This window comes from Streptomyces sp. TAA040 (assembly GCF_000424845.1).
The window spans coordinates 160,276-186,109 of record NZ_AUKR01000002.1 but is presented as its reverse complement, the minus strand read 5'-3'; the positions used below and the strand labels follow the sequence as shown (position 1 = coordinate 186,109).

At 72.4% G+C, this 25,834-nt stretch carries 17 protein-coding genes and 1 riboswitch; of the genes, 13 read left to right on the top strand and 4 right to left on the bottom strand.

Features of this window, described 5'->3' with window-relative positions; all coding sequences use genetic code 11:
* Positions 1–23: 23 nt before the first annotated feature.
* Positions 24–1,193 carry a PQQ-dependent sugar dehydrogenase gene (locus H300_RS0102850; RefSeq protein ID WP_028426218.1) on the bottom strand — a complete coding sequence of 390 codons (1,170 nt, stop codon included), beginning with the start codon at positions 1,191–1,193 and terminating at the stop codon, positions 24–26.
* A gap of 102 nt (positions 1,194–1,295) precedes the next feature.
* Positions 1,296–2,357, bottom strand: coding sequence for an aldo/keto reductase (locus tag H300_RS0102845; protein WP_028426217.1), 1,062 nt, complete (start codon positions 2,355–2,357; stop codon positions 1,296–1,298).
* Between the two features lie 291 nt (positions 2,358–2,648).
* Between H300_RS0102845 and H300_RS0102840 the strand changes: the two genes are divergently transcribed.
* The 6 genes from H300_RS0102840 (at position 2,649) to serA (ending at position 12,685) form a co-directional block, all read left to right on the top strand.
* Positions 2,649–3,587, top strand: coding sequence for a 2-hydroxyacid dehydrogenase (locus tag H300_RS0102840; protein WP_028426216.1), 939 nt, complete (start codon positions 2,649–2,651; stop codon positions 3,585–3,587).
* A 254-nt stretch (positions 3,588–3,841) separates the two neighbouring features.
* Positions 3,842–6,850 (top strand): EAL domain-containing protein, encoded by a 3,009-nt coding sequence (locus H300_RS0102835; RefSeq protein WP_037978937.1) that lies wholly within the window; start codon positions 3,842–3,844, stop codon positions 6,848–6,850.
* A 313-nt stretch (positions 6,851–7,163) separates the two neighbouring features.
* Positions 7,164–9,035 carry an acetolactate synthase large subunit gene (locus H300_RS0102830; RefSeq protein ID WP_028426214.1) on the top strand — a complete coding sequence of 624 codons (1,872 nt, stop codon included), beginning with the start codon at positions 7,164–7,166 and terminating at the stop codon, positions 9,033–9,035.
* Between the two features lie 24 nt (positions 9,036–9,059).
* Positions 9,060–9,584: an acetolactate synthase small subunit gene (ilvN, locus tag H300_RS0102825; RefSeq protein WP_028426213.1), complete on the top strand. Its 525-nt coding sequence runs from the start codon at positions 9,060–9,062 to the stop codon at positions 9,582–9,584.
* 145 nt (positions 9,585–9,729) lie between these two features.
* Positions 9,730–10,728, top strand: coding sequence for a ketol-acid reductoisomerase (gene ilvC / locus H300_RS0102820; protein ID WP_028426212.1), 999 nt, complete (start codon positions 9,730–9,732; stop codon positions 10,726–10,728).
* Positions 10,729–11,095: 367 nt separating this feature from the next.
* A complete protein-coding gene (serA, locus tag H300_RS0102815; protein WP_028426211.1) occupies positions 11,096–12,685 on the top strand; it encodes a phosphoglycerate dehydrogenase in 1,590 nt (529 codons plus the stop codon).
* A 119-nt stretch (positions 12,686–12,804) separates the two neighbouring features.
* Here the strand turns inward: serA and metE are convergent, their stop codons facing one another.
* Positions 12,805–15,132, bottom strand: coding sequence for a 5-methyltetrahydropteroyltriglutamate--homocysteine S-methyltransferase (gene metE, locus H300_RS0102810; RefSeq protein WP_028426210.1), 2,328 nt, complete (start codon positions 15,130–15,132; stop codon positions 12,805–12,807).
* A gap of 158 nt (positions 15,133–15,290) precedes the next feature.
* A riboswitch (cobalamin riboswitch) is annotated at positions 15,291–15,510 on the bottom strand.
* Between the two features lie 123 nt (positions 15,511–15,633).
* Positions 15,634–16,827 (bottom strand): helix-turn-helix domain-containing protein, encoded by a 1,194-nt coding sequence (locus H300_RS0102805; RefSeq protein ID WP_028426209.1) that lies wholly within the window; start codon positions 16,825–16,827, stop codon positions 15,634–15,636.
* A 200-nt stretch (positions 16,828–17,027) separates the two neighbouring features.
* Between H300_RS0102805 and H300_RS0102800 the strand changes: the two genes are divergently transcribed.
* The 7 genes from H300_RS0102800 to cimA all read left to right on the top strand — a co-directional run bounded on the left by H300_RS0102800 (position 17,028) and on the right by cimA (position 25,622).
* A complete protein-coding gene (locus H300_RS0102800; protein WP_028426208.1) occupies positions 17,028–17,954 on the top strand; it encodes a proline dehydrogenase family protein in 927 nt (308 codons plus the stop codon).
* Positions 17,955–18,050: 96 nt separating this feature from the next.
* Positions 18,051–19,682, top strand: a complete 1,632-nt coding sequence (gene pruA / locus H300_RS0102795; RefSeq protein ID WP_028426207.1) for an L-glutamate gamma-semialdehyde dehydrogenase — start codon at positions 18,051–18,053, stop codon at positions 19,680–19,682.
* A 392-nt stretch (positions 19,683–20,074) separates the two neighbouring features.
* On the top strand, positions 20,075–20,203 hold the full coding sequence (locus tag H300_RS32085; RefSeq protein ID WP_486583506.1) for a hypothetical protein: 129 nt from the start codon (positions 20,075–20,077) through the stop codon (positions 20,201–20,203).
* 85 nt (positions 20,204–20,288) lie between these two features.
* Positions 20,289–21,332, top strand: coding sequence for a 3-isopropylmalate dehydrogenase (locus H300_RS0102785; RefSeq protein WP_028426206.1), 1,044 nt, complete (start codon positions 20,289–20,291; stop codon positions 21,330–21,332).
* Positions 21,333–21,482: 150 nt separating this feature from the next.
* Positions 21,483–22,268, top strand: a complete 786-nt coding sequence (locus H300_RS24625) for a hypothetical protein (RefSeq protein WP_051269367.1) — start codon at positions 21,483–21,485, stop codon at positions 22,266–22,268.
* Positions 22,269–22,532: 264 nt separating this feature from the next.
* The gene (locus H300_RS0102775) at positions 22,533–23,636 is read left to right on the top strand and encodes a branched-chain amino acid aminotransferase (RefSeq protein ID WP_028426205.1); all 1,104 of its coding nucleotides are present in this window, start codon (positions 22,533–22,535) and stop codon (positions 23,634–23,636) included.
* Positions 23,637–24,014: 378 nt separating this feature from the next.
* Positions 24,015–25,622 (top strand): citramalate synthase, encoded by a 1,608-nt coding sequence (cimA, locus tag H300_RS0102770; RefSeq protein WP_028426204.1) that lies wholly within the window; start codon positions 24,015–24,017, stop codon positions 25,620–25,622.
* The last annotated feature ends 212 nt before the right edge of the window (positions 25,623–25,834 follow it).

The window sequence follows — 25,834 nt, the reverse complement described above, 5'->3', positions numbered from 1 at the left end:
GGCCATGCGTCCGCACCTTCCCTTCAGGATACGGTCAACCGCACGATCCTGTCGTCACCCTCGGTCACGTCCCCGCGGCCGTCGGTGTTGCTGGTGACCAGCCACAGGCCGTCGTCCCCGTCGGAGACCACGGTCCGCAACCGGCCGTACTCGCCCTCCAGGAACGCCTCCGGACCGGCGACCGGCTCGGTGCCGTCCATCGGGATCCGCCAGAGCCGCTCGCCACGGAGGCCGGCCATCCACAGCGAGCCCTCCGCCCAGGCCAGCCCGCTCGGTGAGGCCTCGGCCGGCTCCCACTGCGCGACCGGGTCGGTGAAGCCCTCCTCGCCGGCCCTGCCCTCGACGTCCGGCCAGCCGTAGTTGCCGCCAGGTTCGACGAGGTTCAGCTCGTCCCAGGTGTTCTGCCCGAACTCCGAGGCCCACAGCCGCCCGGCGCCGTCCCAGGCCAGGCCCTGCACGTTGCGGTGGCCCATCGAGTGGACGACCGAGTCCTCGGCGAGGTTGCCGTCCTCGGGCGGACTGCCGTCCGGCTGCATCCGCAGGATCTTTCCCGCAGGCGACTCCTCGTCCTGCGACCGGCCGGTGCTTCCGGCATCGCCGGTACCGGCGTACAGCATCCCGTCCGGGCCGAAGGCGATTCGGCCGCCGTTGTGGACGGAGTTCTTCGGCAGGCCCTTGAACACCACGTCGGGAGCGCCGAGCTGCTGCCCCTCGGGCTTGTCCTCGTCGTAGAGCATCCGGACGATGCGGTTGTCCGAGGCGCTGGTGAAGTACGCGTAGACGTGCCCGTCGCCGTTGGTGGCGAGGCCGAGCAGGCCGCCCTCGCCACCGGGCTCCACTCCGCTCACCCGGCCGAGTTCCGTCTTCGCGCCCCCCTCGCCGGACACCCGGGTGATCCGGCCGGTGTCGCGGGAGGAGACCAGCAGGTCGCCCTCGGGCAGGGCGGCCAGGCCCCAGGGGGAGTCCAGCCCCTCCACGACCGTCCCGGAGACCTCGACCGATCCTTCGGCGGGCGCGGCCTCCTCCTGCCTCGTCGGGCGATCGCCGGGAGCGGCGTCCCCCTCGGTCTCCTGCGCCGAGGACGGGGGTGCGGAGGATTCGGCGGAGTCCTCGGAGGCCGGGCCGCCGGAGCAGGCGGCGGTGAGCAGCAGCGCGGCGGCAGCCAGCGCGGCGGTCGGACCGGAGCGTCGCACGGGGAATCCTCTCGTCGGAAGGAGCGTGTCGGCAGCACATCACATCGTCCGCCGCCGTGCCCGGCCCTGCGGCGGACGCGGGTGTCCCGCGGGTGCCCGTGCTCACTCCCACGAACCCTGCGCGGCGGGCAGCGAGCGGATCTCGGCGAGGTCCCCGGCGGTGAGCGAGAGGCGGGCCGCTCCGGCGTTCTCGACCGCCCACTGCGCCTTCTTCGTCCCCGGCACCGGGATCACCTGCGGGCCCTGCGCCAGCAGCCAGGCCAGGGCCACCTGGGCAGGGGTGGCGCACCCGTCCCCGTCGTGCCGGGCGTCCCCGTCGTGCTGTCCGTCCCCGCCGTGCCGGGCGTCCTGCCGGTGCCGCGCGGCGACCCGGCGCAGCCCGGCCACGATGGGCTGGTTCGCGGCCATCATCTCGGCGGTGAAGCGCGGATGGCGGGTGCGGAGATCCTCCCGCTCGAAGCCGCTGCCGGGCGTGAGCGTGCCGCTGAGGTAGCCGCTGCCGAGCGGCATCGCCGCCAGCAGGGCCACTCCGCGCTCCCCGCACCACGGCAGCAACCCGGTCAGTGCCTCGGGCGACCAGACGGACAGCTCCGCCTGCACCGCGCTGACCGGGAAGACCTGCTGGAGCCTGCGCAGCAGGGACACCGTGGCGCGGTGCGGCGCGGTCCGGGCCTGCCCCCGCCGGCCGCGGGCATCGACCGCGCACACGCCCAGCGCGCGCACCTTGCCTGCGGTGACCAGGTCGGCCATCGCCCCCCAGGTCTCCTCGACGGGCACCTCGGGGTCGGCCCGGTGCAGTTGGTAGAGGTCGATCACATCGGTCTGCAACCGGCGCAGCGAGGCGTCGCAGGCGCGTCTGACGTAGGCGGGGCGGCCGTCGGCGACGAGGTGCTGGTCGCCGACGAGAAGTCCCACCTTGGTGGAGAGGAAGACCTCGTCGCGCCGTTCCCTCAGCAGCCTGCCGAGCAGCAGCTCGTTGGTGAACGGCCCGTACATGTCGGCGGTGTCGAGCAGGGACACCCCGTGGTCCAGCGCGGCGTGCAGAGCGCGCAGCGAGCCCTCCCCGTGCTGCTCGGACGCGGTGTACCCCCACGTCATCGGCATGCATCCGAGACCTATCGCCCCCACGTCGAGCGCCGCGGCCCCGACGGTCCTGCGCTCCACCTCGCGGACACCCCTTCTCCCGGTTCCTGTCCCGGTCTCTCTCCCGGACCGCGCGCCGCTGCTGCTCGCGCCATCGCCCTGCCCCGGACCGTTGCAGCCCCCGCCCGAGCTGCCGCCCGCCGGACCGTCTCCGACGCCGCCCCGCTGCGGCCGGGGGCTCCCAAACTAACCGTTGCCGAGGGGCCCTTCCGCACCCCGTCGGCGGTGACGGCTTCCCCCACCGCACCGGCGCCCGCCACCGTGGTCCCCAACCGCCTCCCGCGGCGGCGCCGGACCCCCTAGCCTGTGCGCATGGCTGCTGACGTTTGGCTTCCGCTTCCGCCCGACCGCCTCTCGGACCTGCCGGGGGGCTACGACTACCGATTCTGGAACGGCCAGCCGGACTTCCCGGCCGACCCGGCGGACTGCGTGTTCTACACCGTCCCCTACATGAAGGGTCCGCAGGTCGCGGTGCGGCCGCTGGCCGAGATGCGCCGGGTGCGGGTGGTACAGACGCTCACGGCCGGGGTGGAGCACATGCTGCCCGCCGTCGGCGGGATGCCGACCGGCGCGGTGCTCTGCAACGCCGCCGGGGTGCACGACGCGTCCACCGCGGAGTTGGCGCTCACCCTCACACTGGCCTCGCTGCGCGGCATCCCCGAGTTCGTCCGGGACCAGGAGCGGGGGCGGTGGAACAGCGCCGTCCGCACCTCGCTCGCGGACAGGCGGGTGCTGATCGTCGGCTACGGCGGCATCGGCGCCGCGATCGAGGAGCGGCTGCTGCCCTTCGAGGTCGCCGCGGTGGACCGGGTAGCCCGCTCCGCCCGCACCGCGCCCCGTGGCCCGGTGCAGACGCTGTCGGCCCTTCCCGAACTGCTGCCGCGGGCGGACGTGGTGATGCTCGCCGTCCCGCTGACCGAGGAGACCAGGGGTCTGGTCGGCGCGGAGTTCCTGGGGCGCATGAAGGACGGGGCCCTGCTGGTCAACGTCGCCCGCGGCCAGGTGGTGGACGGCAAGGCGCTGCTGGCCGAGTTGACCGCGCAGCGGTTGCGGGCCGCGCTGGACGTCCTGGATCCGGAACCGTTGCCCGCGGACGATCCGCTGTGGCAGGCTCCGGGCATTCTGATCACTCCGCACGTGGGAGGGGCCAGTTCGGCGTTCCTGCCGCGGGCGGAGAGGTTGCTGGCCGAACAACTCCACCGGTTCGCCGCCGCGGAGTCGCTGCGGCACGTCGTCGCCACAACCCCCTGAGGGGCCGAGCCCCCGCCCGCCGGGTGCCGCGGGGCACGCTGCGGATGCGGGTGACTGCTCTCCGTGCCCGTGGAGCCGCTCACGGTCACGCTGTGTAGAGGGGCTATGTCCCTGTGTGACTGAGTTGGTGTATCGTCCGGACCGGGGAGACACCAGGACACCCAGGGGGGCGACGGGCGAATGCGCAGCCGACGGACGAACGGCCGGACCATGGACGGATGCCGGAATCGGCCCCCCTGTCCGGGGGTGGGCCGATGAGCACCCAGGGGGTCGCCCTCGTGCCCACCTGCCGCACCCCGGAGGGCGAACGGGTCGCGGTGCTTCCCCAACTCGCGCTGGTGGCTGCCTGCCTCGCATACGCCGTCGGCGCCGGCCTGGGCTGGGGGTCGCCGGAATTAGCCCACGTCATGGGCGACTTCGGTCTCAGCGCCGCGGCCTTCCTGGCCGGCGGGTCGTGCCTGCGGTACGCCTGGACGCATCCCGGCCGGTTCCGTCCCGCCTGGGTGCTGTTCTCGGTCTCCTCCGCGATGGCCGGACTGGGCAACGCGGTCTGGGGGTGGTACGAGGTGGTGCTGGGGCGCCCGGTGCCGATGGTCTCCCTGGCCGACTTCTGCTTCCTGCTGTTCGCACCTCCGGCGATCATCGGGTTGCTGGTGCTCGCCAAGCGGCCGGCGAACCGGGCGGGCTGGGTCTGCCTGGGGCTGGACGCCTGGCTGATCGGCGGTTCGCTGCTGACCCTGTCCTGGAGCCTCGCACTGGCGCACTCCGGCGTCTGGGAGGACGGCTCCGTCGCCCGGGCGGCCCTGCAACTCGCCTACCCGCTGCTGGACATCGTGCTGGTGAGCATGGTGCTCGCGCTGCACTTCCGGCGCCACTCGGTCCATCGCTCGGCCATCAACACCGCGGTCGGCGCCCTCGCCCTGACGGTGCTGTGCGACGCCCTCTTCACCTCGCCGCTGTTCCAGGCGCAGTACCGCTCCGGGCAGATACTGGACGCGGGTTGGTTCGCTGCGTCCCTGCTGCTCGCCTATGCGCCGTGGGTGCAGGCGCACACCGGCGGGGGCGCGCCGCCCCGCGTTCCCGGGGGAGCACCGCGGCGCACCGGGGCGGGCCGGCCGTGCGCCGCCGGGGTGCCGCACGGCGAGGGCGGCCCCGAGGGCTCCGACGAGGACGGCGGGGAGGGCCGACCGCTGGTGGGTTCGCTGGCCGCGGTGACGCCGTACCTGGCCGCCGCGGTGTGCACTCTGGGAGTGCTCTACCACTTCGCCGCCGGCCGCGCCGTGGACCACGTGGTGCTGCTGACCTCGGGCACGGTGGTGCTCGCCCTCGTGGTGCGGCAGGGCATCATGCTGATGGACAACATCCGCCTGACCCGCGAACTGGCCCAGAAGGAGAACCACTTCAGATCGCTGGTGCAGGGTTCGAGCGACGTGATCATGATCGCCTCCTGCGGCGGCGTGCTCCGCTACATCAGCCCCGCGGCCGTGGGCGTCTACGGCCGCAGGGCCGAGGAACTGGTCGGCTCCGAACTCTCCGCGATGCTCCACCCGGACGACCGCGGGCGGTTCCTGCACGAGGTGCGCCGGTTCCTTGCCGTGCCGCCGGAGCGGGAGGCCTCCCTGCGCGTCGAGTGCCGCTTCCGGCACGGCAGCGGCCGTTGGTTGAACGTCGAGTCCACCGTCAACCGCTACCAGGGCGGGCTCATCCTCAACAGCCGGGACGTCACCGAGCGGGTCCGGCTCCAGGCCCAGCTCCAGCACAACGCCTCGCACGACCCGCTCACCGACCTCCCCAACCGCGCCCTGTTCACCGAGCGCGTCCGGCAGGCGTTGACCGGGCGCCGGGGCGGCGACGGCACGGAACGAGACGCGGCGGTCCTCTTCATCGACCTGGACGGCTTCAAGGCGGTCAACGACACCATCGGCCACCAGGCGGGGGACGAACTGCTCGTGCACGCCGGACGGCGGCTGTTGGAGTCGGTCAGGTCCGGGGACACCGCCGCCCGGTTGGGCGGCGACGAGTTCGCCGCCCTGATCCTCGGCGACGGCTCCGGCGGCCGGGCGGAGCGGGAGATGCGCGTGCTGGAGATCGCCGACCGGCTGCGGCAGAAGCTCTCCGAGCCCTACTGGGTCGACACCGGAGGCACCGGCAACGAGGTGCGGGTCGCCGCCTCGATCGGGGTGGCCTTCGCCGAGCCCGGCGTATCCCCGGCGGCGCTGATGCGCAACGCCGACCTGGCCATGTACCGCGCGAAACAGGCGGGTAAGGGCCGGGTGGAGCTCTACGAGCCGCAGCTCCAGGCGGACGTGGTGCGGCGCTCGGAGCTCGCGAGCCGTCTGAGCAGCGCGCTGCACGACGGAGAGTTCGCGCTGCTGCACCAGCCGGTCGTCGACCTGGTCAGCGGGGAGGTGACGGCCGTCGCGGCCCAGGCCCGCTGGCGCTCCCCGCAGGGCATGCTCTTCACCCCCGCCGAGTTCCTGCACCGGGACCCCTCGGGTGCGCGCGGCACCGCGCCGGGTCCCGGGGCCGAGGTGGGCCGGCGGCTGCTGGCGGAGGCGGTCGCACAGGCCGCCGAAAGGTACCGCTGTGGGTTCACCACCCCGGTGTCGGTGCGGATGTCCGCGCGAAGGATCGTGGACCGCTCCATGGCGGGGCACACGGTCGAGTCGCTACTCACCCGGCACGGCCTCGCAGGGAGCGGTCTCGTGGTCGAGATCAGTGACCACGACGCCGAGGTGCCGATGGAGGAGCTGGAGGCCCGGCTCTCGGCGCTGCGCCGGCTCGGCGTCCGGATCACCCTCGACGGCTTCGGTGCCGGCTACGGAGCGGTGGCTGTGCTGCGCCGGCTGCCGGTGGACTGCCTGCGCCTGGACCGCGCGCTCGTCGAGGGACTGACCGAGTCCCCCCGGTTGCGCAAGATCACCGCGGGGATGCTGCGCATCGCCGAGGACCTCGGGGTGGCGTCGGTGGCCGAGGGCGTGGATCTGCCCGAGCAGGTCGGGATACTCCGTGCGCTGGGCTGCACCCACGCCCAGGGCATGGTCTTCGCCGGTGCGGTGGACGAGCACCGGCTGCGACGGGCGCTGACCCGGGGACGCTTCCCGGTGCCGGACGCCGCGCCGGCCGGCCCGGCGGCGCGCGAGGGCCGGTCGGTGGTGGCCGCCGGCTCGCTGCCGGTCCGCCGGGGAGGCGCGGCCGGTCCGGACCCGGTGACGCACCCACCACTCCGGTCACATAGTGAGACGTCCGTCCCACCCACTTGACACCCCCGGTCCGCCGGGAGGAAGGTCTGTTCCATGCGCACCCGAATTCTCGTACTTGGACAGCGCGTCTGCTGACCGGGGCCACCCGCACCCCGAGCACCACAGCGACGCGCTCCCCTCGCTTGCCTCACGGCACGAGGGGTTTTTTGTTGCACAAGTACCCCGGCACATCACGCCCGGTTACGTTAAAAACCAGCCAAACCGCTCCCGACCCGAGCGCCGCAGCAGACCGTTCAGCATCCTCAAGCGTCAGCACTCGCGAGTGCCGCCCCCGAGCGTCAACACCCTCACCTGAGCCGAGAAGAGAAAGCCGATGACCGAGCAGGCCTCCGGGACCCCGCGCCCGCAGCAGCCGCGGGCCCGTACCGGCGGACAGCCGCAAGCCGTCACCGTCGAGCACCTGACGGGTGCCCAGTCCCTCATCCGTTCTCTCGAGGAGGTCGGCGCCGACACGGTGTTCGGCATCCCGGGCGGTTCCATTCTCCCCGCCTACGACCCGATGATGGACTCCGACCGGGTGCGGCACGTCCTGGTGCGCCACGAGCAGGGGGCCGGCCACGCCGCCACCGGTTACGCGCAGGCCACCGGTCGGGTCGGCGTCTGCATGGCCACCTCCGGGCCCGGAGCGACCAACCTCGTCACCCCGATCGCCGACGCCCACATGGACTCCGTCCCGCTGGTCGCGATCACCGGCCAGGTGGCCTCCAAGGCGATCGGGACCGACGCCTTCCAGGAGGCGGACATCTGCGGCATCACGATGCCGGTCACCAAGCACAACTTCCTCGTCACCGACGCCGCCGACATCCCGCGCACGGTCGCCGAGGCCTTCCACATCGCCTCCACCGGACGGCCCGGACCGGTCCTCGTCGACATCGCGAAGGACGCCCTCCAGGCGCAGACCACCTTCAGCTGGCCGCCGACGCACGACCTGCCCGGCTACCGGCCCGTCACCAAGCCGCACGCCAAGCAGATCCGGGAGGCCGCCCGCCTGATCGGGGAGGCCCGTCGCCCGGTCCTCTACGTCGGCGGCGGCGTGCTCAAGTCCGGAGCCACCGCCGAGCTGAAGGTGCTCGCCGAACTGACCCGGGCGCCCGTCACCACGACCCTGATGGCGCTCGGCGCGTTCCCCGACAGCCACCCCCAGCACGTGGGGATGCCGGGGATGCACGGTGCGGTCTCCGCCGTCACCGCGCTGCAGAAGTCCGATCTGATCGTCGCCCTCGGAGCCCGCTTCGACGACCGGGTGACCGGCAAGCTGGACTCCTTCGCGCCGCACGCCAAGGTTGTCCACGCGGACGTCGACCCGGCCGAGATCGGCAAGAACCGCCTCGCCGACGTGCCGATCGTCGGGGACGCCCGGGAGGTCATCGCCGACCTGATCGTCGCCGTCCAGGGGGAGCACGAGGCGGGCACCTCCGGCGAGGCCGCCCGCAACGGCTACCAGGACTGGTGGCAGCAGCTCAGCCGCTGGCGGGACACCTACCCGCTCGGCTACGACACCCCGGACGACGGCTCGCTGGCGCCCCAGCAGGTCATCGAGCGGATCGGGCAACTGGCCCCGGCCGACACGATCTACGCCGCGGGGGTCGGGCAGCACCAGATGTGGGCCGCCCACTTCATCCGCTACGAGCAGCCGGCCAGCTGGCTCAACTCCGGTGGCCTGGGCACCATGGGCTACGCCGTGCCCGCCGCGCTGGGGGCCAAGGCCGGAGCGCCGGACCGCACGGTCTGGGCGATCGACGGCGACGGCTGCTTCCAGATGACCAACCAGGAACTGGTCACCGCGGCGCTGAACCACATCAACATCAAGGTCGCCATCATCAACAACGGTGCCCTGGGCATGGTCCGGCAGTGGCAGACGCTGTTCTACAACCAGCGCTACTCCAACACCGTGCTGCACAGCGGTCCTGACGCCGACGGCAAGCAGCCCTCGGCCGGCACCCGGGTCCCCGACTTCGTGAAACTGGCCGAGGCGATGGGTTGCGTCGGCATCCGCTGCGAGGACCCGGCCGACCTGGACGCGGTGATCGAGAAGGCGAACGCGATCAACGACCGCCCGGTCGTCGTCGACTTCATCGTCCACGAGGACGCGATGGTCTGGCCGATGGTCGCGGCCGGCACCTCCAACGACGAGGTCATGGCGGCCCGTGGCGTGCGGCCCGACTTCGGCGACAGCGACGACTGACAGCCCAGCGAGAGAGAACCCGACATGTCCAAGCACACGCTCTCCGTCCTGGTGGAGAACAAGCCGGGCGTCCTGGCCCGGATCACCGCCCTCTTCTCCCGCCGGGGTTTCAACATCGACTCCCTTGCGGTCGGTACCACCGAGCATCCCGACATCTCCCGGATCACCATCGTGGTGAACGTCGAGGACCTGCCGCTGGAGCAGGTGACGAAGCAGCTCAACAAACTCGTCAACGTCCTGAAGATCGTCGAACTGGACCCGGTCTCGGCCGTCCAGCGCGAACTCGTCCTGGTGAAGGTGCGCGCCGACAACGAGAGCCGCTCGCAGATCGTCGAGATCGTCCAGCTCTTCCGCGCCAAGACCGTCGACGTCTCGCCCGAGGCCGTCACGGTCGAGGCGACCGGCAGCAGCGACAAGCTGGAGGCCATGCTCAAGATGCTCGAACCCTTCGGCATCAAGGAGCTGGTGCAGTCCGGGACCATCGCGGTCGGCAGGGGCGCGCGGTCCATCACCGACCGTTCACTGCGCGCGCTCGACCGGACCGCATAGCGAGACCGGCAGTTCCCTCGGGGCCAACCGGCATACGGTGGCCCCGAGGGGTTCCCCCGCGGCCCCCGCGCCCGCTGCCGCACCGGCCGCAGGCGCGCACCGCGACCCGCAACCCACGCCCCACCGCAACAAGGAGACATTCGAAGTGGCCGAGCTCTTCTACGACGACGACGCCGACCTTTCCATCATCCAGGGCCGCAAGGTGGCGGTTCTCGGCTACGGCAGCCAGGGCCACGCCCACGCCCTCTCGCTGCGCGACTCCGGCGCGGACGTGCGGGTGGGCCTGCACGAGGGCTCGAAGTCCCGGGCCAAGGCGGAGGAGCAGGGCCTGCGCGTGGTCACCCCGGCCGAGGCCGCGGCCGAGGCCGACGTCATCATGATGCTGGTCCCGGACCCGATCCAGGCGACGGTGTACGAGGAGTCCGTCAAGGGGAACCTCAAGAACGGCGACGCCCTGTTCTTCGGCCACGGCTTCAACATCCGCTTCGGTTTCATCCAGCCGCCGGCCGGTGTCGACGTCTGCATGGTCGCTCCCAAGGGTCCCGGCCACCTCGTCCGCCGCCAGTTCGAGGAGGGTCGCGGCGTGCCGTGCATCGCGGCCGTCGAGCAGGACGCCACCGGCAAGGGCTTCGCCCTGGCGCTCTCCTACGCCAAGGGCATCGGCGGCACCCGGGCGGGCGTCATCAAGACGACCTTCACCGAGGAGACCGAGACCGACCTCTTCGGTGAGCAGGCGGTCCTGTGCGGCGGTGCCTCCGCGCTGGTGAAGGCCGGGTTCGAGACCCTCGTCGAGGCCGGCTACCAGCCGGAGATCGCCTACTTCGAGTGCCTGCACGAGCTCAAGCTCATCGTGGACCTGATGTACGAGGGTGGCCTGGACAAGATGCGCTGGTCCGTCTCGGAGACCGCGGAGTGGGGCGACTACGTCACCGGCCCGCGGATCATCGACGACCGCACCAAGGACGAGATGCGCAAGGTCCTCGGCGAGATCCAGGACGGGACCTTCGCGAAGAACTGGATGGCCGAGTACAACGCCGGCCTGCCGAAGTACAACGAGTACAAGAAGACGGACAGCGACAGCCTGCTGGAGAACACCGGCCGCGAGCTGCGCAAGCTCATGAGCTGGGTCGACGAAGAGGTCTGAACCGGCCGTTTCCGGCCGGGCCCCTGCGCGGGGGCCCGGCCGGGTGTGCACCGACGCCGGGACGTGGGTGCACCGTCGCAAGGGCGCGGGCCGCCGGGACGTCCGGGGCACCCGCGTCAACGCACCGCCGCACGGGATGCCCCGCCCGTGCCACCCGGGGTGCGCCCCTGCCACCGCCGTGCCTCACGTGCGAGTGATCCTTTGCCGCGAAGTGGGTCGGATGCCGGCACCCCGCCGATAGACTGCGGCCACCCAAGCGCGTCACAGGCTCACAGCGTCGTGCGTCTTCACGCGGCTGCAAACCTCCACCGCCTTCGGCCGTCGGGACGCGGCCGTTCGCAACGGACTAGTGAGGACTGAGACCGAAGTGAGCAAGCCCGTAGTACTCATTGCCGAGGAACTCTCCCCGGCCACGATCGACGCACTCGGCCCCGACTTCGAGATCCGGCAGTGCAACGGAGCCGACCGCGGCGAGCTGCTGAGCGCGATCGCGGACGTGGACGCCGTTCTGATCCGCAGCGCCACCAAGGTCGACGCCGAGGCGATCGCCGCGGCCGGCCGGCTGAAGGTCGTCGCCCGCGCCGGTGTCGGGCTGGACAACGTCGACGTCTCGGCCGCCACCAAGGCCGGCGTCATGGTCGTGAACGCGCCTACCTCCAACATCGTCACCGCCGCCGAGCTGGCCTGCGGCCTGCTGGTCGCCTCGGCCCGGAACATCCCGCAGGCGAGCAGCGCGCTGCGGCAGGGCGAGTGGAAGCGCAGCAAGTACACCGGGGTCGAACTCTCCGAGAAGACCCTCGGCGTGGTCGGGCTGGGCCGCATCGGCGTGCTCGTCGCGCAGCGGATGTCGGCCTTCGGCATGAGGATCGTCGCCTACGACCCCTACGTCCAGCCCGCCCGGGCCGCGCAGATGGGCGTCAAGCTGCTCACGCTCGACGAGCTGCTGGAAGTCTCCGACTTCATCACCGTGCACCTGCCGAAGACTCCGGAGACCCTCGGTCTCATCGGCGACGAGGCCCTGCACAAGGTCAAGCCCTCGGTGCGGATCGTCAACGCCGCGCGCGGCGGCATCGTGGACGAGACGGCGCTGGCCGCCGCGCTCAAGGAGGGCCGGGTGGCCGGCGCGGGCCTGGACGTCTACGCCAGCGAGCCCTGCACCGACTCCCCGCTGTTCGAGTTCGACCAGGTCGTCGCCACCCCGCACCTCGGTGCCTCCACCGGTGAGGCCCAGGAGAAGGCCGGTGTCGCGGTCGCCCGCTCGGTGCGCCTCGCGCTGGCGGGGGAGCTCGTCCCGGACGCCGTCAACGTCCAGGGCGGGGTCATCGCCGAGGATGTCCGCCCCGGGCTGCCCCTGGCCGAGCGCCTGGGCCGGATCTTCACCGCGCTCTCCGGCGAGGTGGCCGTCCGGCTGGACGTCGAGGTGTACGGCGAGATCACCCAGCACGACGTCAAGGTGCTGGAACTCTCCGCGCTCAAGGGGGTCTTCGAGGACGTCGTCGCCGAGACGGTCTCCTACGTCAACGCTCCGCTGTTCGCTCAGGAGCGGGGTGTGGAGGTGCGGCTGACCACCTCCAGCGACTCCCCGGACCACCGCAACCTGGTGACCGTGCGCGGTACCCTGGGCAACGGCGAGGAGATCTCCGTCTCCGGCACCCTGGCCGGTCCGAAGCACCTCCAGAAGATCGTCTCGGTCAACGAGCACGACATCGACCTCGGTCTCGCCGACCACATGGCCTTCCTGCGCTACGCCGACCGGCCCGGCGTGGTCGGGACCGTCGGCCGGATGCTCGGCGAGGCCGGTGTGAACATCGCCGGGATGCAGGTCTCGCGTGCGGAGGAGGGCGGCGAGGCGCTCGTCGCGCTCACCGTCGACGACACCGTGCCGGCGGCGGTGCTCGCCGAGATCGCCGAGGAGATCGGCGCCACCTCGGCTCGCGGCGTCGACCTGACGGACTGACGGCACCCCGGGGCCCGTGCCCGGCGGGGCCCCGTGAACGCCCCTGCGCCCGTCCCCGCCGGGGCGTTCACGCGCCCGCGGTGCCTACTGCCGCCCGGCGGCAGCAGGCACCGCTGCGCTCAGTGCCTTCGTTCCGGCGGGAGCGCGGCGCGCACCTCGGCGGTAGCGGCTACCAGGTTCCCGAGGGCGGCCCGGACCTCGGGCCAGCCGCGGGTCTTGAGGCCGCAGTCCGGGTTCACCCACAGCCTCTCCGGCGGGAGCGCCGCCAGCCCTTCGCGGAGCAGGGCCGCCATCTCGGCGGTGTCCGGCACCCGCGGTGCGTGGATGTCGTAGACGCCGGGCCCCGCCTCGCGCGGGTAGTCGGCCGCGGCGAGTTCCCGCGCGACCTGCATGTGCGAGCGGGCCGCCTCCAGGCTGACGACATCGGCGTCGAGCTTCTCGATGGCGTCGAGGACGTCTCCGAACTCCGCGTAGCACATGTGGGTGTGAATCTGGGTATCCGGACGCACCCCGCTGGTGGCGAGGCGGAAGGCGGCGGTAGCCCAGTCGAGGTACGCGGCCCGGTCGGCGAGGCGCAGCGGAAGGGTCTCGCGCAGCGCGGGCTCGTCGACCTGGATCACCGAGGTGCCCGCCGCCTCCAGGTCGGCCACCTCCTCGCGCAGCGCGAGAGCGACCTGTCGGGCCGTCTCCTCACGCGGCTGGTCGTCCCGGACGAACGACCAGGCGAGCATGGTGACGGGGCCGGTGAGCATGCCCTTGACCGGGCGGTCCGTGAGCGACTGGGCGTAGCGGGTCCAGCGGACGCTCATCGGCTCCGGGCGGGAGATGTCGCCGACGAGCAGCGGTGGGCGGACGTAGCGGGTGCCGTACGACTGGACCCAGCCGTGCCGGGTGGCCAGGCAGCCGGTGAGTTGTTCGGCGAAGTACTGCACCATGTCGTTGCGTTCCGGCTCACCGTGGACGAGGACGTCGATGCCGCTCCGCTCCTGGAAGGCGACGACCTCACGGATCTCGGTCGCGACGCACTCCTCGTACGCCGCCCGGTCGATGCGTCCGGCCCGCAGGTCGGCCCGTGCGGTGCGCAGGGCCGTGGTCTGCGGGAAGGAGCCGATGGTCGTGGTCGGCAGCATCGGCAGTCCCAGGCGGGCCCGTTGGGCGGCGGTCCGCTCGGCGTACGGTTCCGCACGGCGACCGTCGGCCTCGGTGACGGCGCCGGTGCGGGCCCGTACCGCCGTGTCGTGCACCAGCGCGGATGCCGCGCGGGACGCCAGGTCGGCCCGGTTCGCGGCCGACTCGGCGGCGATCGCGTCCGTACCGCTGGTCAGGCCACGGGCCAGGGTGACGATCTCGTCGCACTTCTGGCGGGCGAAGCTGAGCCACCGCGCGACCTGCGGGTCGATCTCGCGTTCCGCGCGGACGTCCTGTGGGACGTGCAGCAGCGAGCAGGAGGCGGCCACATCGACCCGCCCCGCGAGTCCGAGCAGTGTCCCCAGCAGCGAGAGGGACTTCTCGAAGTCGTTGATCCAGACGTTCCGCCCGTCGACCACCCCGGCGACCAGCCGCTTGCCGGGGATTCCGCCGACCGCCGCCAGCCCGTCGAGGTTGGCCGCAGCCCGACCGGTGAAGTCGAGGGCCAAGCCCTCGACCGGCGCCTTGGCCAGCACGGGCAGGGCCTCGCCCAGGCGGTCGAAGTACGACGCGACCAGCAGTTTCGGCCGGTCGGTGAGCGCGCCCAGCGTCCGGTAGGCGCGGGCCGCGGCCCCGGACTCGGCGGGGGAGCGGTCCTGCACCAGAGCGGGTTCGTCGAGCTGGACCCAGTCGGCGCCCGCTGCCCGCAGATCGGCCAGTACCTCGGCGTAGACCGGCAGCAACCGGTCCAGCAGGGTCAGGGGCTCGAAGTCCGCCGCGGCTCCGGGGGCGGGCTTCGCCAGCAGCAGGTAGGTGAGCGGGCCGAGCAGGACGGGGCGGGCGCGGTGGCCGAGGGAGAGGGCCTCGGTGAGCCCGGTGACCTGAGCGGCGGAGTCAGCGGTGAAGACGGTGTCGGGGCCCAACTCCGGCACGAGATAGTGGTAGTTCGTGTCGAACCACTTGGTCATCTCCAGTGGGGCGGACTCGGCGGTGCCGCGCGCCATCGCGAAGTAGCCGTCCAGCGGGTCGGCCTCGACGGCCGCCCGGTGGCGGTCGGGGATCGCGCCGACCATGACGCTGGTGTCCAGCACGTGGTCGTAGTACGAGAAGTCACCGGTCGGGACCTCGCCGATGCCGGCGTCGGCGAGGGCGCGCCAGTTGGCACGGCGCAGCGCGGCGGCGGTGGTCCGGAGCTCACCGGCTCCGACCCGACCCTGCCAGTAGCCCTCGACCGCCTTCTTCAGCTCCCGGTGCGGACCTTGCCGCGGGTAGCCGTGCACGGTGGATCCGGTGGCCGCTGCTGCGGACTCGACTGTCACGGAACTCTCCTTCGCGAGTGTGTCTCCGTAGAACCCGGACGACGACGGGAGGCGCGAAGGGAGCGCGCAATCGGCGGACGGCTGCGCGAGGTCACCGCGGCCGACCGCTGCTGCTCACCCGACCCGCCCACGAGGTCACCGGGATCACCGTGCGCGGCGCTCGCGCACGGGCAGCGGCAGGTCTTCGGACTCGCGGGCAGGTCTGCCGGAGGCAGACACCTAGTGGCCGTCGCTTCCCAGACCCCGGAAGGGGTCAAGTGCTCATGACGGCGGTCGTTCCCGCTCACCGCTGCGGGGCAGTCCCGGAATCCCACCGGGTTCCCTCTTGCGACGCTCCCGCCTGGCGGACGGGGCGAACCAGCTGCGCGGCCAGCCTACGCGAGCCCGGGGCGCGCCGGGGGTGCACGGGGCAGGTTCCCGGGGCGCGGGACGCCGCAGCCGGTGCCGACGGGCGCGACGCCGGGCCGTCCGCTCACCGCCGGGCGGCCTTGAGCGCCTGGCTCACAGCCGGGCTGCCTTGAGGGCCAGGTGCAGGAGCAGCCGGTCGCCGCCGCTGCCGAGGTCGAGCCCGGTGAGCTGCTCGACCCGGGACAGCCGGTAGTACAGCGTCTGACGGTGGATGCCCAGGGCGGCCGCCGTGCGTCCCGCCTGTCCGGCGCAGTCCAGGAACACCTCCGCGGTACGCGCCGTCTCCCGGTGGGCGGGTTTCAGCAGCGTCCCCACCACCGGGTCGCTGCGCGACGCGGCGGGCAGCGCGGTCAGCATCCGGTACGCGCCGATCTCCGACCAGAGCGCCACCGGCCCCAGCCCCTCCTCCGCGTGCGCGGCCGCCGCGGCGGCCAGCGCCTGCTGCCAGGCCTCCGCCAGCTCGGCCGTCCCCTGCCGGACCGCGCTGACCCCGGCCGTCCCGCCGGCGGCCCGGGGGGACCGCAGCAGCCGGTCCGCGGCGGTGCGCGCGGCGGCTCCGGCCGCCGTGTCCGCCGCCGAGCGCAGCCGCACCACGGCGGCCAGGACGGCGCCGCGCTGGCCGCTCGTCGCCCCCGCGCGCAGCACGGTGCGCACCGGTACCTGCGGCAGCCCGGCGGACGGCGGTTCCGGTCCGGGCTCGGCGTCCTCGGCGGTGTGCTCCTGCCAGGGGGAGACCGCCAGCAGTGCCAGTGGCCCGTCCGCCGCGGGCCCGAGGGCCTCGGCCAGTTCCTCGGTGGCGCTCCGACGGGCACCGGGAGTGCTCCCGGCGAGGGAACCGTGCAGCAGCTCGCCGAGCCGGGCTCCCGCCCTGGCCTCCGCGGCCAGCAGCGAGCCGATCCGGCCCGCCGTGGCGAGGGCCTCCGCCAGCCGCGGATCGGCCAGGGAGAGCGCGCCGTCGTCGAGCAGCCAGATGTAGCCATGCACCACGCCGTGGTGCCGGACGGGCAGGCACACACGGCCCTTGACCACGCCTGCGGCGGGCTCCGGAGGGATTCGCACCGGACCGGTGGCACGGGTGATCCCGAAGCCCTCGAACCAGGCGCGCACCGCCGTGCTGGACCGCCGCTGCATGATCGAGCGGGTCCGTACCGGATCCATCAGCAGTTCGGCGTCGTCGCTCTCGTGCGCGCCGAACGCGATCAGTCCGAAGTCCCGGTTCTCCAGGGTGGCCGGGGTGCCCAGCAGGGCCGACACCTCGTCGATCAGCGCCTGGTAGTCCTCCCGCATCGGTGTCCGCCGCCTTCGTGCTCCCGGGCCCGCGGCCGAACGGTTCCGGCCGCGCTGCTTGCCGAAACCATTCTCATACAGATGTCTGAGATCCGGGACACGGACCCGTGACACGTGTCCATGGCTGTCCCGCGGCGCGATCCTTAGGTTTCACGGTGGCTCATCTTGCCGTTCAACAGCCCGCCACAGTGGAGGTGCCCGTGCTGGGTCCCGTGCTTCGCGCTGCCGCCGGCAGCGACGGCATTCGCCGTATCGTCTCGGCCGCGCCGCTCACCCGTCCGGTGGTGAACCGCTTCGTCGCGGGGGAGCGGCTGGACGCCTCCGTGGCGGTCGTCCGCTCGCTCGCCGCCCGGGGGTTGTACGTGACCCTGGACCACCTCGGTGAGGACGTCACCGACCCCGCCGAGGCGCTCGCCGCCCGTGACGCCTACCTGGCCCTGACCGAGCGGCTCGCCGCCGAGGGACTCGGACCGCGTGCGGAGATGTCGGTCAAGCTCTCCGCCTTCGGCCAGGCGCTGCCCGGTGGCCACGAGCTGGCCCACCGGAACGTGCTGCCGGTGGTCGAGGCGGCGGCCGAGGCGGGCACCACCGTCACCCTGGACATGGAGGACCACACCACGGTCGACTCCACTCTGGCCATCCTCACTGACCTGCGGGCACGCTTTCCGCGGACCGGCGCCGTCGTCCAGTCCTACCTGTTCCGCACCGAGGACGACTGCCGGGCGCTGGCCTCCGAGGGGTCCCGCGTACGCTTGGTCAAGGGCGCCTACAAGGAGCCGGCCGCCGTCGCGTACCAGGACAAGCGCGAGGTCGACCGCGCGTACGTACGGTGTCTGAAGATCCTGCTCGCCGGTGACGGCTACCCGATGGTCGGCTCGCACGACCCGCGGATGGTCGCCATCACCCAGGAGCTGGCCCGCCGCTACGGCCGCAAGCCGGACGAGTACGAGTTCCAGATGCTCTACGGCATCCGCGAGGCCGAGCAGCAGCGGCTGGTCGCCGACGGGCAGCGGATGCGGGTGTACGTCCCGTACGGCACCGACTGGTACGGCTACTTCATGCGCCGGCTCGCCGAGCGTCCGGCCAACCTCGCCTTCTTCCTGCGCTCGCTCGCCACCCGCGGCTGACCGCCGTCCGGGACGCCCGCCGCGCCCCCGGGGCGCGCCCCGCCACCCACCCGATCGACAGCCCGCACCCCTCCAACCGAAGGAGACACGGCAGCCATGGACGCTGTGACCCAGGTCCCCGCCCCGTACAACGAGCCGGTCCACGGCTACGCCCCCGGTAGCCCGGAGCGCGCCCGGCTGGAGACCAGGCTCAAGGAGCTGGCCGAGAACCCGATCGACCTGCCCATGACGATCAACGGGCAGAAGCGGATGGGCGGCGGCGAGCGTTTCACCGTGGTCCAGCCCCACCACCACGCCGCGGTGCTCGGCACCTCCGCGCACGCCACCCGGGACGACGCCCAGGAGGCCGTCGACGCCGCGCTGGCGGCGGCCCCGGCGTGGCGTGCGATGTCCTTCGACGACCGTGCGGCGATCATCCTGAAGGCCGCCGAGCTGCTCTCGGGCCCGTGGCGCGAGACCATCGCGGCCTCGACCATGCTCGGGCAGTCGAAGACGGCACAGCAGGCCGAGATCGACGCGCCCTGCGAGCTGATCGACTTCTGGCGCTTCAACGTGCACTTCGCCCGTGAGCTGCTCACCGAGCAGCCGCCCATGCAGCCCAAGGGCGTGTGGAACCGGTTGGACCACCGGCCGCTGGAGGGCTTCGTCTACGCGGTCACCCCGTTCAACTTCACCGCCATCGCCGGCAACCTGCCGACCGCTCCGGCGCTGATGGGCAACGTCGTGGTGTGGAAGCCCTCGCCCACCCAGACCCACTCCGCGGTCCTGCTCATGGAGCTGCTCGAAGAGGCGGGCCTGCCCAAGGGCGTCATCAACCTCGTCACCGGGGACGGCAAGGCGGTGTCCGAGGTGGCGCTGCCGCACCCGGAGCTCGCCGGTGTCCACTTCACCGGGTCCACCGCCACCTTCCAGTACCTGTGGCAGCAGGTCGGCACCCACATCGAGCGCTACCGCTCCTACCCGCGGATCGTCGGCGAGACCGGCGGCAAGGACTTCATCGTCGCCCACCCCACGGCCGACCCGGCGATCCTGAAGACCGCCGTTGTCAGGGGCGCCTTCGAGTACCAGGGCCAGAAGTGCTCGGCCGCCTCTCGCGCCTACGTGCCGCGCTCCCTCTGGGAGGGCGGCTTCAAGGACGACCTGGTCGCCGAGGTCGAGGGCCTCACGACGGGTGACGTCAGCGATCTGTCGCACTTCATGGGCGCGGTGATCGACGACCGCGCGTTCGCCAAGAGCAAAGCCGCCATCGCGCGGGCCGCGGCGGACCCGACCTGCGAGATCGTGGCCGGTGGCACGTGCGACGACTCGGTGGGCTGGTTCGTCCGGCCGACCGTCATCACCTGCACCGACCCGGAGAACGAGGTCTTCAAGACGGAGTACTTCGGGCCGATCATCGCCGTCCACGTCTACGAGGACGCCGGGTTCGACGCGATGCTGGACCAGATGGAGTCGGCGTCGGCCTACGCGCTGACCGGCGCGGTGTTGGCCAAGGACCGGCAGGTGCTCGCCGCGGCCTCCGACAAGCTCCGGTTCGCGGCCGGCAACTTCTACCTCAACGACCGCCCCACCGGGTCGATCGTGGGCCAGCAGCCGTTCGGCGGCGGTCGGGCGTCCGGCACCAACGACAAGGCGGGGTCGAAGTTCAACCTGCTGCGCTGGATGTCCCCGCGGGCCATCAAGGAGACGCAGGTCGCCCCGACGGACTACCGCTACCCCCACATGGGCTGACTCCCACCGGCAGCCCTCGTGCTGCCCGCCGGGTGCGTGCCGCGGCGCCGTGTCCCCCTCCCCGGGGCGCGGCGCCGCTCCCGTGTGCGGGGCGCGTCCCACGCTTGCGGGGGTGAAGCCCGCCCGCCGCCCGGGGCGCACGCCCCGGTGACTCTCGGTGAGGGCCGTCTCGGATAGTAGGAAGACCGAGTAATCGGCGAGACACCACAGCGCTCGGCTCGTACCGTGGAGGAAGCCCAACGTCTCGCTCCATCCAGCGAACGGCGGACGAGGCGCGGTGCCCCTCGCAGGCGATCCCTGCCGCGCCGTGCGCCCCCGCCTCTTTGCGGCACGCAAGGATTGCGCCCTCGGGGACCCGCTGCCCGGAACCCCTCTGCTGAAGGAGCTCCGTCATGGACCAGACCGCTCGCCGCCGTGCCCGTCGCACGGTCGCCACCACCGACACGGACCGCAAGAAGGCCGCCGCCGCCCTTCAGCGCGCCCTGGACCGCCGGGACAACGGCGGCTCCACCGGCCACTGAGCCGCCGCTTCCGGGTCCGCCGGGACGACGTCCGGATCGTGGACCGCGCGTGTCACAGCATGGGACGCGGGAGTACTGTCCCCGCATGGCGCGCACCATCGATCTCGCAGTGATCCCCGGCGACGGCATCGGCCGGGAAGTCGTTTCCCAAGGACTCAAGGTCCTGTCCGCGGTCCTTCCGCCGGACGTCAAGCTGGAGACGAAGGAGTACCGGCTCGGAGCCGAACGGTGGCACGCCACCGGGGAGGCGCTCACCGACGCCGAGCTGGAACAGCTCGCGGAGCACGACGCGATCCTGCTCGGGGCCATCGGCGACCCCTCCGTCCCCTCCGGGGTGCTGGAGCGAGGGTTGCTGCTCAGACTGCGCTTCGCCTTCGATCACTATGTGAACCTCCGGCCGTCGAAGCTGTTCCCGCAGACGGAGACCCCGCTGGCGGGCCGTCCCGAGATCGACTTCGTCGTCGTGCGGGAGGGCACCGAGGGCCCCTACGTGGGCAACGGCGGCAGCCTGCGCGCCGGGACCCCGGCCGAGGTGGCGACGGAGGTCAGCCTGAATACCGCCCACGGGGTGGAGCGGGTGGTCCGGGACGCGTACGAGCGGGCCGCGGCCCGCCCGCGCAGGAAGCTCACCCTGGTGCACAAGAACAACGTGCTGGTCTACGCCGGGCACCTGTGGAAGAACATCTTCGACCGGGTGGGCCAGGAGTACCCCCGGGTCACCACGGACTACCTGCACGTGGACGCGGCGACGATCTTCCTGGTCAACGACCCGGCACGCTTCGACGTGATCGTCACCGACAACCTCTTCGGCGACATCCTCACCGACCTCGCCGCCGCGATCAGCGGCGGCATCGGGCTGGCCGCCTCCGGCAACATCAATCCCAGCGGCGCGTTCCCGTCCATGTTCGAGCCGGTGCACGGCTCGGCGCCGGACATCGCAGGCACCGGGCGGGCCGACCCGACGGCGACCGTGCTCTCGGTGGCGCTGCTGCTGCGCCACCTCGGGCTGGAGGACGCTGCGGAGCGGGTCGAGAACGCCGTGTCGGCGGACCTCGTCGAGCGCGACGCCGCCACCCCGCGGAGCACCGACGTCATCGGCGACGCCCTCGCCGCCCGGGTGGCCGGCTGACGGTCCCCGCTCCGAGGTGTCCGGCTCCCGGCCTTCCGCGGGGAGCCGGACACGGCGCACTCGCGGCGGGCCGGCCCCGGACGGGCGCGGTTTCGCAGGGCGTCACGACGCTTACTGCCCGTTTAGGCAGCACCAGTAGAGTGACCGCCCATGACTACCAAGAGCAACCGCGACGCCGAGACCACCGACACCACGCCCGAGCCCGCACGGGACGGCGGTTCCGCGCCGGCGAAGGCCGACGCGAGCCCTTTGAACAAGGCCACCACCACTCCGGAGCGTGACGAGACGACTGCCGCCGACACTGCCGGGACCGGGAAGGACGCGGGCCCCTCGGCCGGGGCCGAGAAGGACGGCGACCACGCCGGCGCCACCGACCACGCGAACGACGAGGCCGACACCACCGACGGGGCCCGCGCGGCCGGTACCGACGACGCGGACGCCGACGGCACCGACGCCGATGACGCCGATGACGCCGATGACGCCGACATCACCGACGACGCGGCCGCGCACGGTGCTGCGGCGGGTGTCCGGACGGGCGGCGGCTTCGTCGGCGGTGCCGCCGCCGTGGTCAGCGGCGGCCTCGGCCTCGTCTCGCTGACCGGAACCGGTCTCAGCGACATGCTGCGCTCCCGCCAGGAGATCATCGGGCAGATCGAGACCAGCAGCGGCGGCAGCAGCGACCAGGTGGACGCCTTCTACGGCGCGCCCTGGCACACCGCGGCGCTGGTCAACGGCATCTTCGCACTCCTCGCCATCCTGATCGGCGTGGTGCTGCTGGCGCTTCTCGCTCAGCGGGCCGAGGCGCGCTCCTGGGTGAAGGCCGTGGCGCTGGGCGGGCTGATCCTCGGCCTCGTCGGTCTGCTGGTCTCGGTGGGCATGTACTTCGACCTGTTCGCCGGGCAGCCGGAACTTCCCGCGGCGCCGCAGGCGCCCTGAGCCGGTGCCGCTGCGGCGGGTGGTACCGGACTCCGGTTCCGCCTGCCGCGCGTCATCCGTCCGTGCGACTGCTGGGCAGCGGCACGCGGAGATGCGACCATTGACCAGGGCCGCAGCCGGGCCTCCCGGCTGCCCGGTGGTGCCCCCGGGTCCCGGACGCGCCGCCCGGCGCGCGATAATCGCCGTGGGGCCGCCGTGCGAGGAGGAACTCGGACGTCCCGGAACGTGTGCGGTCCGCCACGACGATCAGTGAAGGACGCGCCCATGACGACGCCGAACATCGCTTTCGACCTGAAGCCCTCCGCGCAGCCGCTGCCCGCGGCGGAGCGTGAGGCGCGGCTCGCCGACCCGGGCTTCGGCCGCCACTTCACCGACCACATGGTCACCATCAAGTGGACCGAGGGCCGGGGCTGGCACGACGCCCGACTCCAGCCCTACGCGCCGCTCCAGCTCGACCCCGCGAACATGACGCTGCACTACGCGCAGTCGATCTTCGAAGGGCTGAAGGCCTACCGCCAGGCCGACGACTCGATCGCCGTCTTCCGGCCGGACGCCAACGCCCGTCGCTTCCAGCGGTCCGCCCGGCGGCTGGCCATGCCCGAGCTGCCGGTGGAGACCTTCATCGAGGCGTGCGAGCTGCTGGTGCGCCAGGACCGCGACTGGGTCCCCGGCGTCGGAGAGCAGTCCCTCTACCTGCGTCCCTTCCTGTTCGCCAGTGAGGTCGGGCTGGGTGTGCGGCCGGCCGACGAGTACACCTTCGTCGTCATCGCCTCGCCGGCCGGGGCGTACTTCCCCCGCGGGGTGAAGCCGCTGTCCGTCTGGCTGTCCGAGGAGTACGTGCGCGCGGCGCAGGGCGGCACCGGCGAGGCGAAGTGCGCGGGCAACTACGCCGCCTCGCTGGTGGCGCAGGCCGAGGCGGCCCAGCACGGCTGCGACCAGGTCGTGTGGCTGGACGCCGTCGAGCGCCGCTGGGTCGAGGAGATGGGCGGCATGAACCTCTACTTCGTGCACGGCCGCGGCGCGGACGCGAGGATCACGACACCCGAGCTGACCGGCACCCTGTTGCCCGGCATCACCCGCGACTCCCTGCTGCGGATCGCCTCCGACATGGGGTACGAGACGGCCGAGGGGCGCATCTCCACCGAGGACTGGCAGACGGACAGCGCGGACGGCTCGCTCACCGAGGTCTTCGCCTGCGGCACCGCGGCCGTCATCACCCCGGTCGGCTCGGTCAAGTCGGCCAAGGCCGAGTGGCGGATCGCCGACGGCGAGCCGGGCGAGATCACTGTGAAGCTCCGGGAGGCGTTGCTGGCCATCCAGACCGGCCGCGCCGTCGACCCGTACGGCTGGATGCACCGGCTCGGCTGAGGCCGCGCCCGACGGACGCGGGGCGGAAGCCCCCGTACGGCGGGCCGCCGGCCGTCCCTCCCCGCCGGGAGGCGGTCGGCGGCCCGCATGATGAGACGCCGGTCCGCCGGTCAGGGCCTCTGTGCCAGACTGCACCCGTGCTCTCATCGGCCGTGATCATTGATGACAGCGCGCCGGTCCGCAGTGACCGCTGAACGCACCCATCCCCACGCGACAGCGGACACCGTGTCCCAGACCCGCGCGCAGACCTCTCGCACCCGCGAGGGGTCTTTTCGTTTTCCGGCCCATCCCAGCCGGGAGCCGGAGCGCGCGGCATGATGGGGACAAGTGGAGCCCTTCCTCCCGGATCCACTCATTTCTCGTAGGAGTCTGACCAGCATGACCACGGACGCCCCCGACGACTCTTTCCACGTCTTCGACACGACGCTGCGCGACGGTGCCCAGCGCGAGGGAATCAACCTCACCGTCTCGGACAAGCTGACCATCGCCCGCCACCTGGACGACTTCGGGGTGGGTTTCATCGAGGGCGGCTGGCCGGGCGCCAATCCGCGCGACACCGAGTTCTTCGAGCGGGCCCGTGCCGAACTGGATCTCCGGCACGCGCGACTGGTCGCCTTCGGCGCCACCCGCAAGGCCGGGATTCGCGCGGCGGACGACCCGCAGGTGCGGGCGCTGGCCGATTCCGGCGCCCCGGTGGTGACCGTGGTCGCAAAGTCCCACGACCGGCACGTCGAGCTGGCCCTGCGTACCACGCTGGAGGAGAACCTGGCGATGATCCGCGACACCGTCGGGCATCTCCGCGAGCGCGGGTGCCGGGTGTTCGTGGACTGCGAGCACTTCTTCGACGGCTACCAGGCGAACCCGGGGTACGCGAAGCAGGTCGTCCGCACCGCCCACGACGCCGGTGCCGACGTGGTGGTGCTGTGCGACACCAACGGCGGGATGCTCCCGGCCCAGGTGCACGCCGTGGTGCGCACGGTGCTGGCCGACACCGGCGCCCGGCTGGGCATCCACGCCCAGGACGACACCGGCTGCGCCGTCGCCAACACCCTCTCCGCCGTCGACGCGGGCGCCACCCACGTCCAGTGCACGGCGAACGGGTACGGGGAGCGGGTCGGGAACGCCAACCTCTTCCCGGTGGTCGGGGCGCTCCAGCTGAAGTACGGCCGGATCGTCGTGCCGCCGACCGCGCTGCCCGAGATGACCCGGATCTCGCACGCGGTGGCCGAGGTCGTCAATCTCACGCCCTCCACGCATCAGCCGTACGTGGGGGTCTCCGCCTTCGCGCACAAGGCGGGGCTGCACGCCTCCGCGATCAAGGTGGACCCGGACCTCTACCAGCACATCGACCCGGAACTCGTCGGCAACTCGATGCGGATGCTGGTCTCCGACATGGCCGGGCGGGCCTCTGTGGAGCTCAAGGGCAAGGAACTGGGCTACGACCTCACCGGTGACCGCGACGTCGTCGGCCGCATCGTCGAGCGCGTCAAGGAGCAGGAACTCAAGGGCTACACCTACGAGGCGGCGGACGCCTCCTTCGAGCTGCTGCTGCGGGACGAGGTGCACGGCGAGGGCGGAGCGCCGCGGTTCTTCCGGCTGGAGTCCTGGCGGGCGATCGTCGAGGACCGGCACGACGGGACGCATGCCAACGAGGCCACCGTCCGTCTCTGGGCGAAGGGCGAGCGGGTGGTCGCCACCGGTGAGGGCAACGGCCCGGTGAACGCGCTGGACCGCGCGCTGCGGGTGGCGCTGGAGCGGATCTTCCCCGAGCTGGCCCGGCTGGAGCTCGTCGACTACAAGGTGCGCATCCTGGAGGGCAGGCACGGGACCGAGTCCACTACCCGGGTGCTGATCTCCACCGGCGACGGCAGCGCCGAGTGGTCCACGGTCGGGGTGGCCGACAACGTGATCGCCGCGTCCTGGCAGGCCTTGGCCGATGCCTACACCTACGGGCTGCTGCGTGCCGGGGTGCGGCCCGGGACGTGAGCGGCCGGCGCCGGCCGCCTCCCGGGTGGTCAGCCGGGCCGGGGACGCCGCCGACCTGCGCAGCGGGCGGCGGAACGCATCGCCGGGGGAGCTGTGGGACCTCCACAGATCCCCCGGCGACGACGGTAAGCCAGTCCACCCCGAATGGGTGCGACGCGGCCTGTTCTGTCCAGCGCAGCCATGATTCGGCCACGGAGACTGTGCGATTCCGA

Coding starts and splice junctions, on each gene's coding strand:
- cimA (WP_028426204.1), top strand. CDS start 24,015: ATGACCACGGACGCCCCCGACGACTCTTTCCACGTCTTCGACACGACG.
- H300_RS32085 (WP_486583506.1), top strand. CDS start 20,075: ATGGACCAGACCGCTCGCCGCCGTGCCCGTCGCACGGTCGCCACCACC.
- H300_RS0102785 (WP_028426206.1), top strand. CDS start 20,289: ATGGCGCGCACCATCGATCTCGCAGTGATCCCCGGCGACGGCATCGGC.
- H300_RS24625 (WP_051269367.1), top strand. CDS start 21,483: ATGACTACCAAGAGCAACCGCGACGCCGAGACCACCGACACCACGCCC.
- H300_RS0102805 (WP_028426209.1), bottom strand. CDS start 16,827: ATGCGGGAGGACTACCAGGCGCTGATCGACGAGGTGTCGGCCCTGCTG.
- H300_RS0102840 (WP_028426216.1), top strand. CDS start 2,649: ATGGCTGCTGACGTTTGGCTTCCGCTTCCGCCCGACCGCCTCTCGGAC.
- ilvN (WP_028426213.1), top strand. CDS start 9,060: ATGTCCAAGCACACGCTCTCCGTCCTGGTGGAGAACAAGCCGGGCGTC.
- pruA (WP_028426207.1), top strand. CDS start 18,051: ATGGACGCTGTGACCCAGGTCCCCGCCCCGTACAACGAGCCGGTCCAC.
- H300_RS0102775 (WP_028426205.1), top strand. CDS start 22,533: ATGACGACGCCGAACATCGCTTTCGACCTGAAGCCCTCCGCGCAGCCG.
- H300_RS0102830 (WP_028426214.1), top strand. CDS start 7,164: ATGACCGAGCAGGCCTCCGGGACCCCGCGCCCGCAGCAGCCGCGGGCC.
- H300_RS0102835 (WP_037978937.1), top strand. CDS start 3,842: ATGAGCACCCAGGGGGTCGCCCTCGTGCCCACCTGCCGCACCCCGGAG.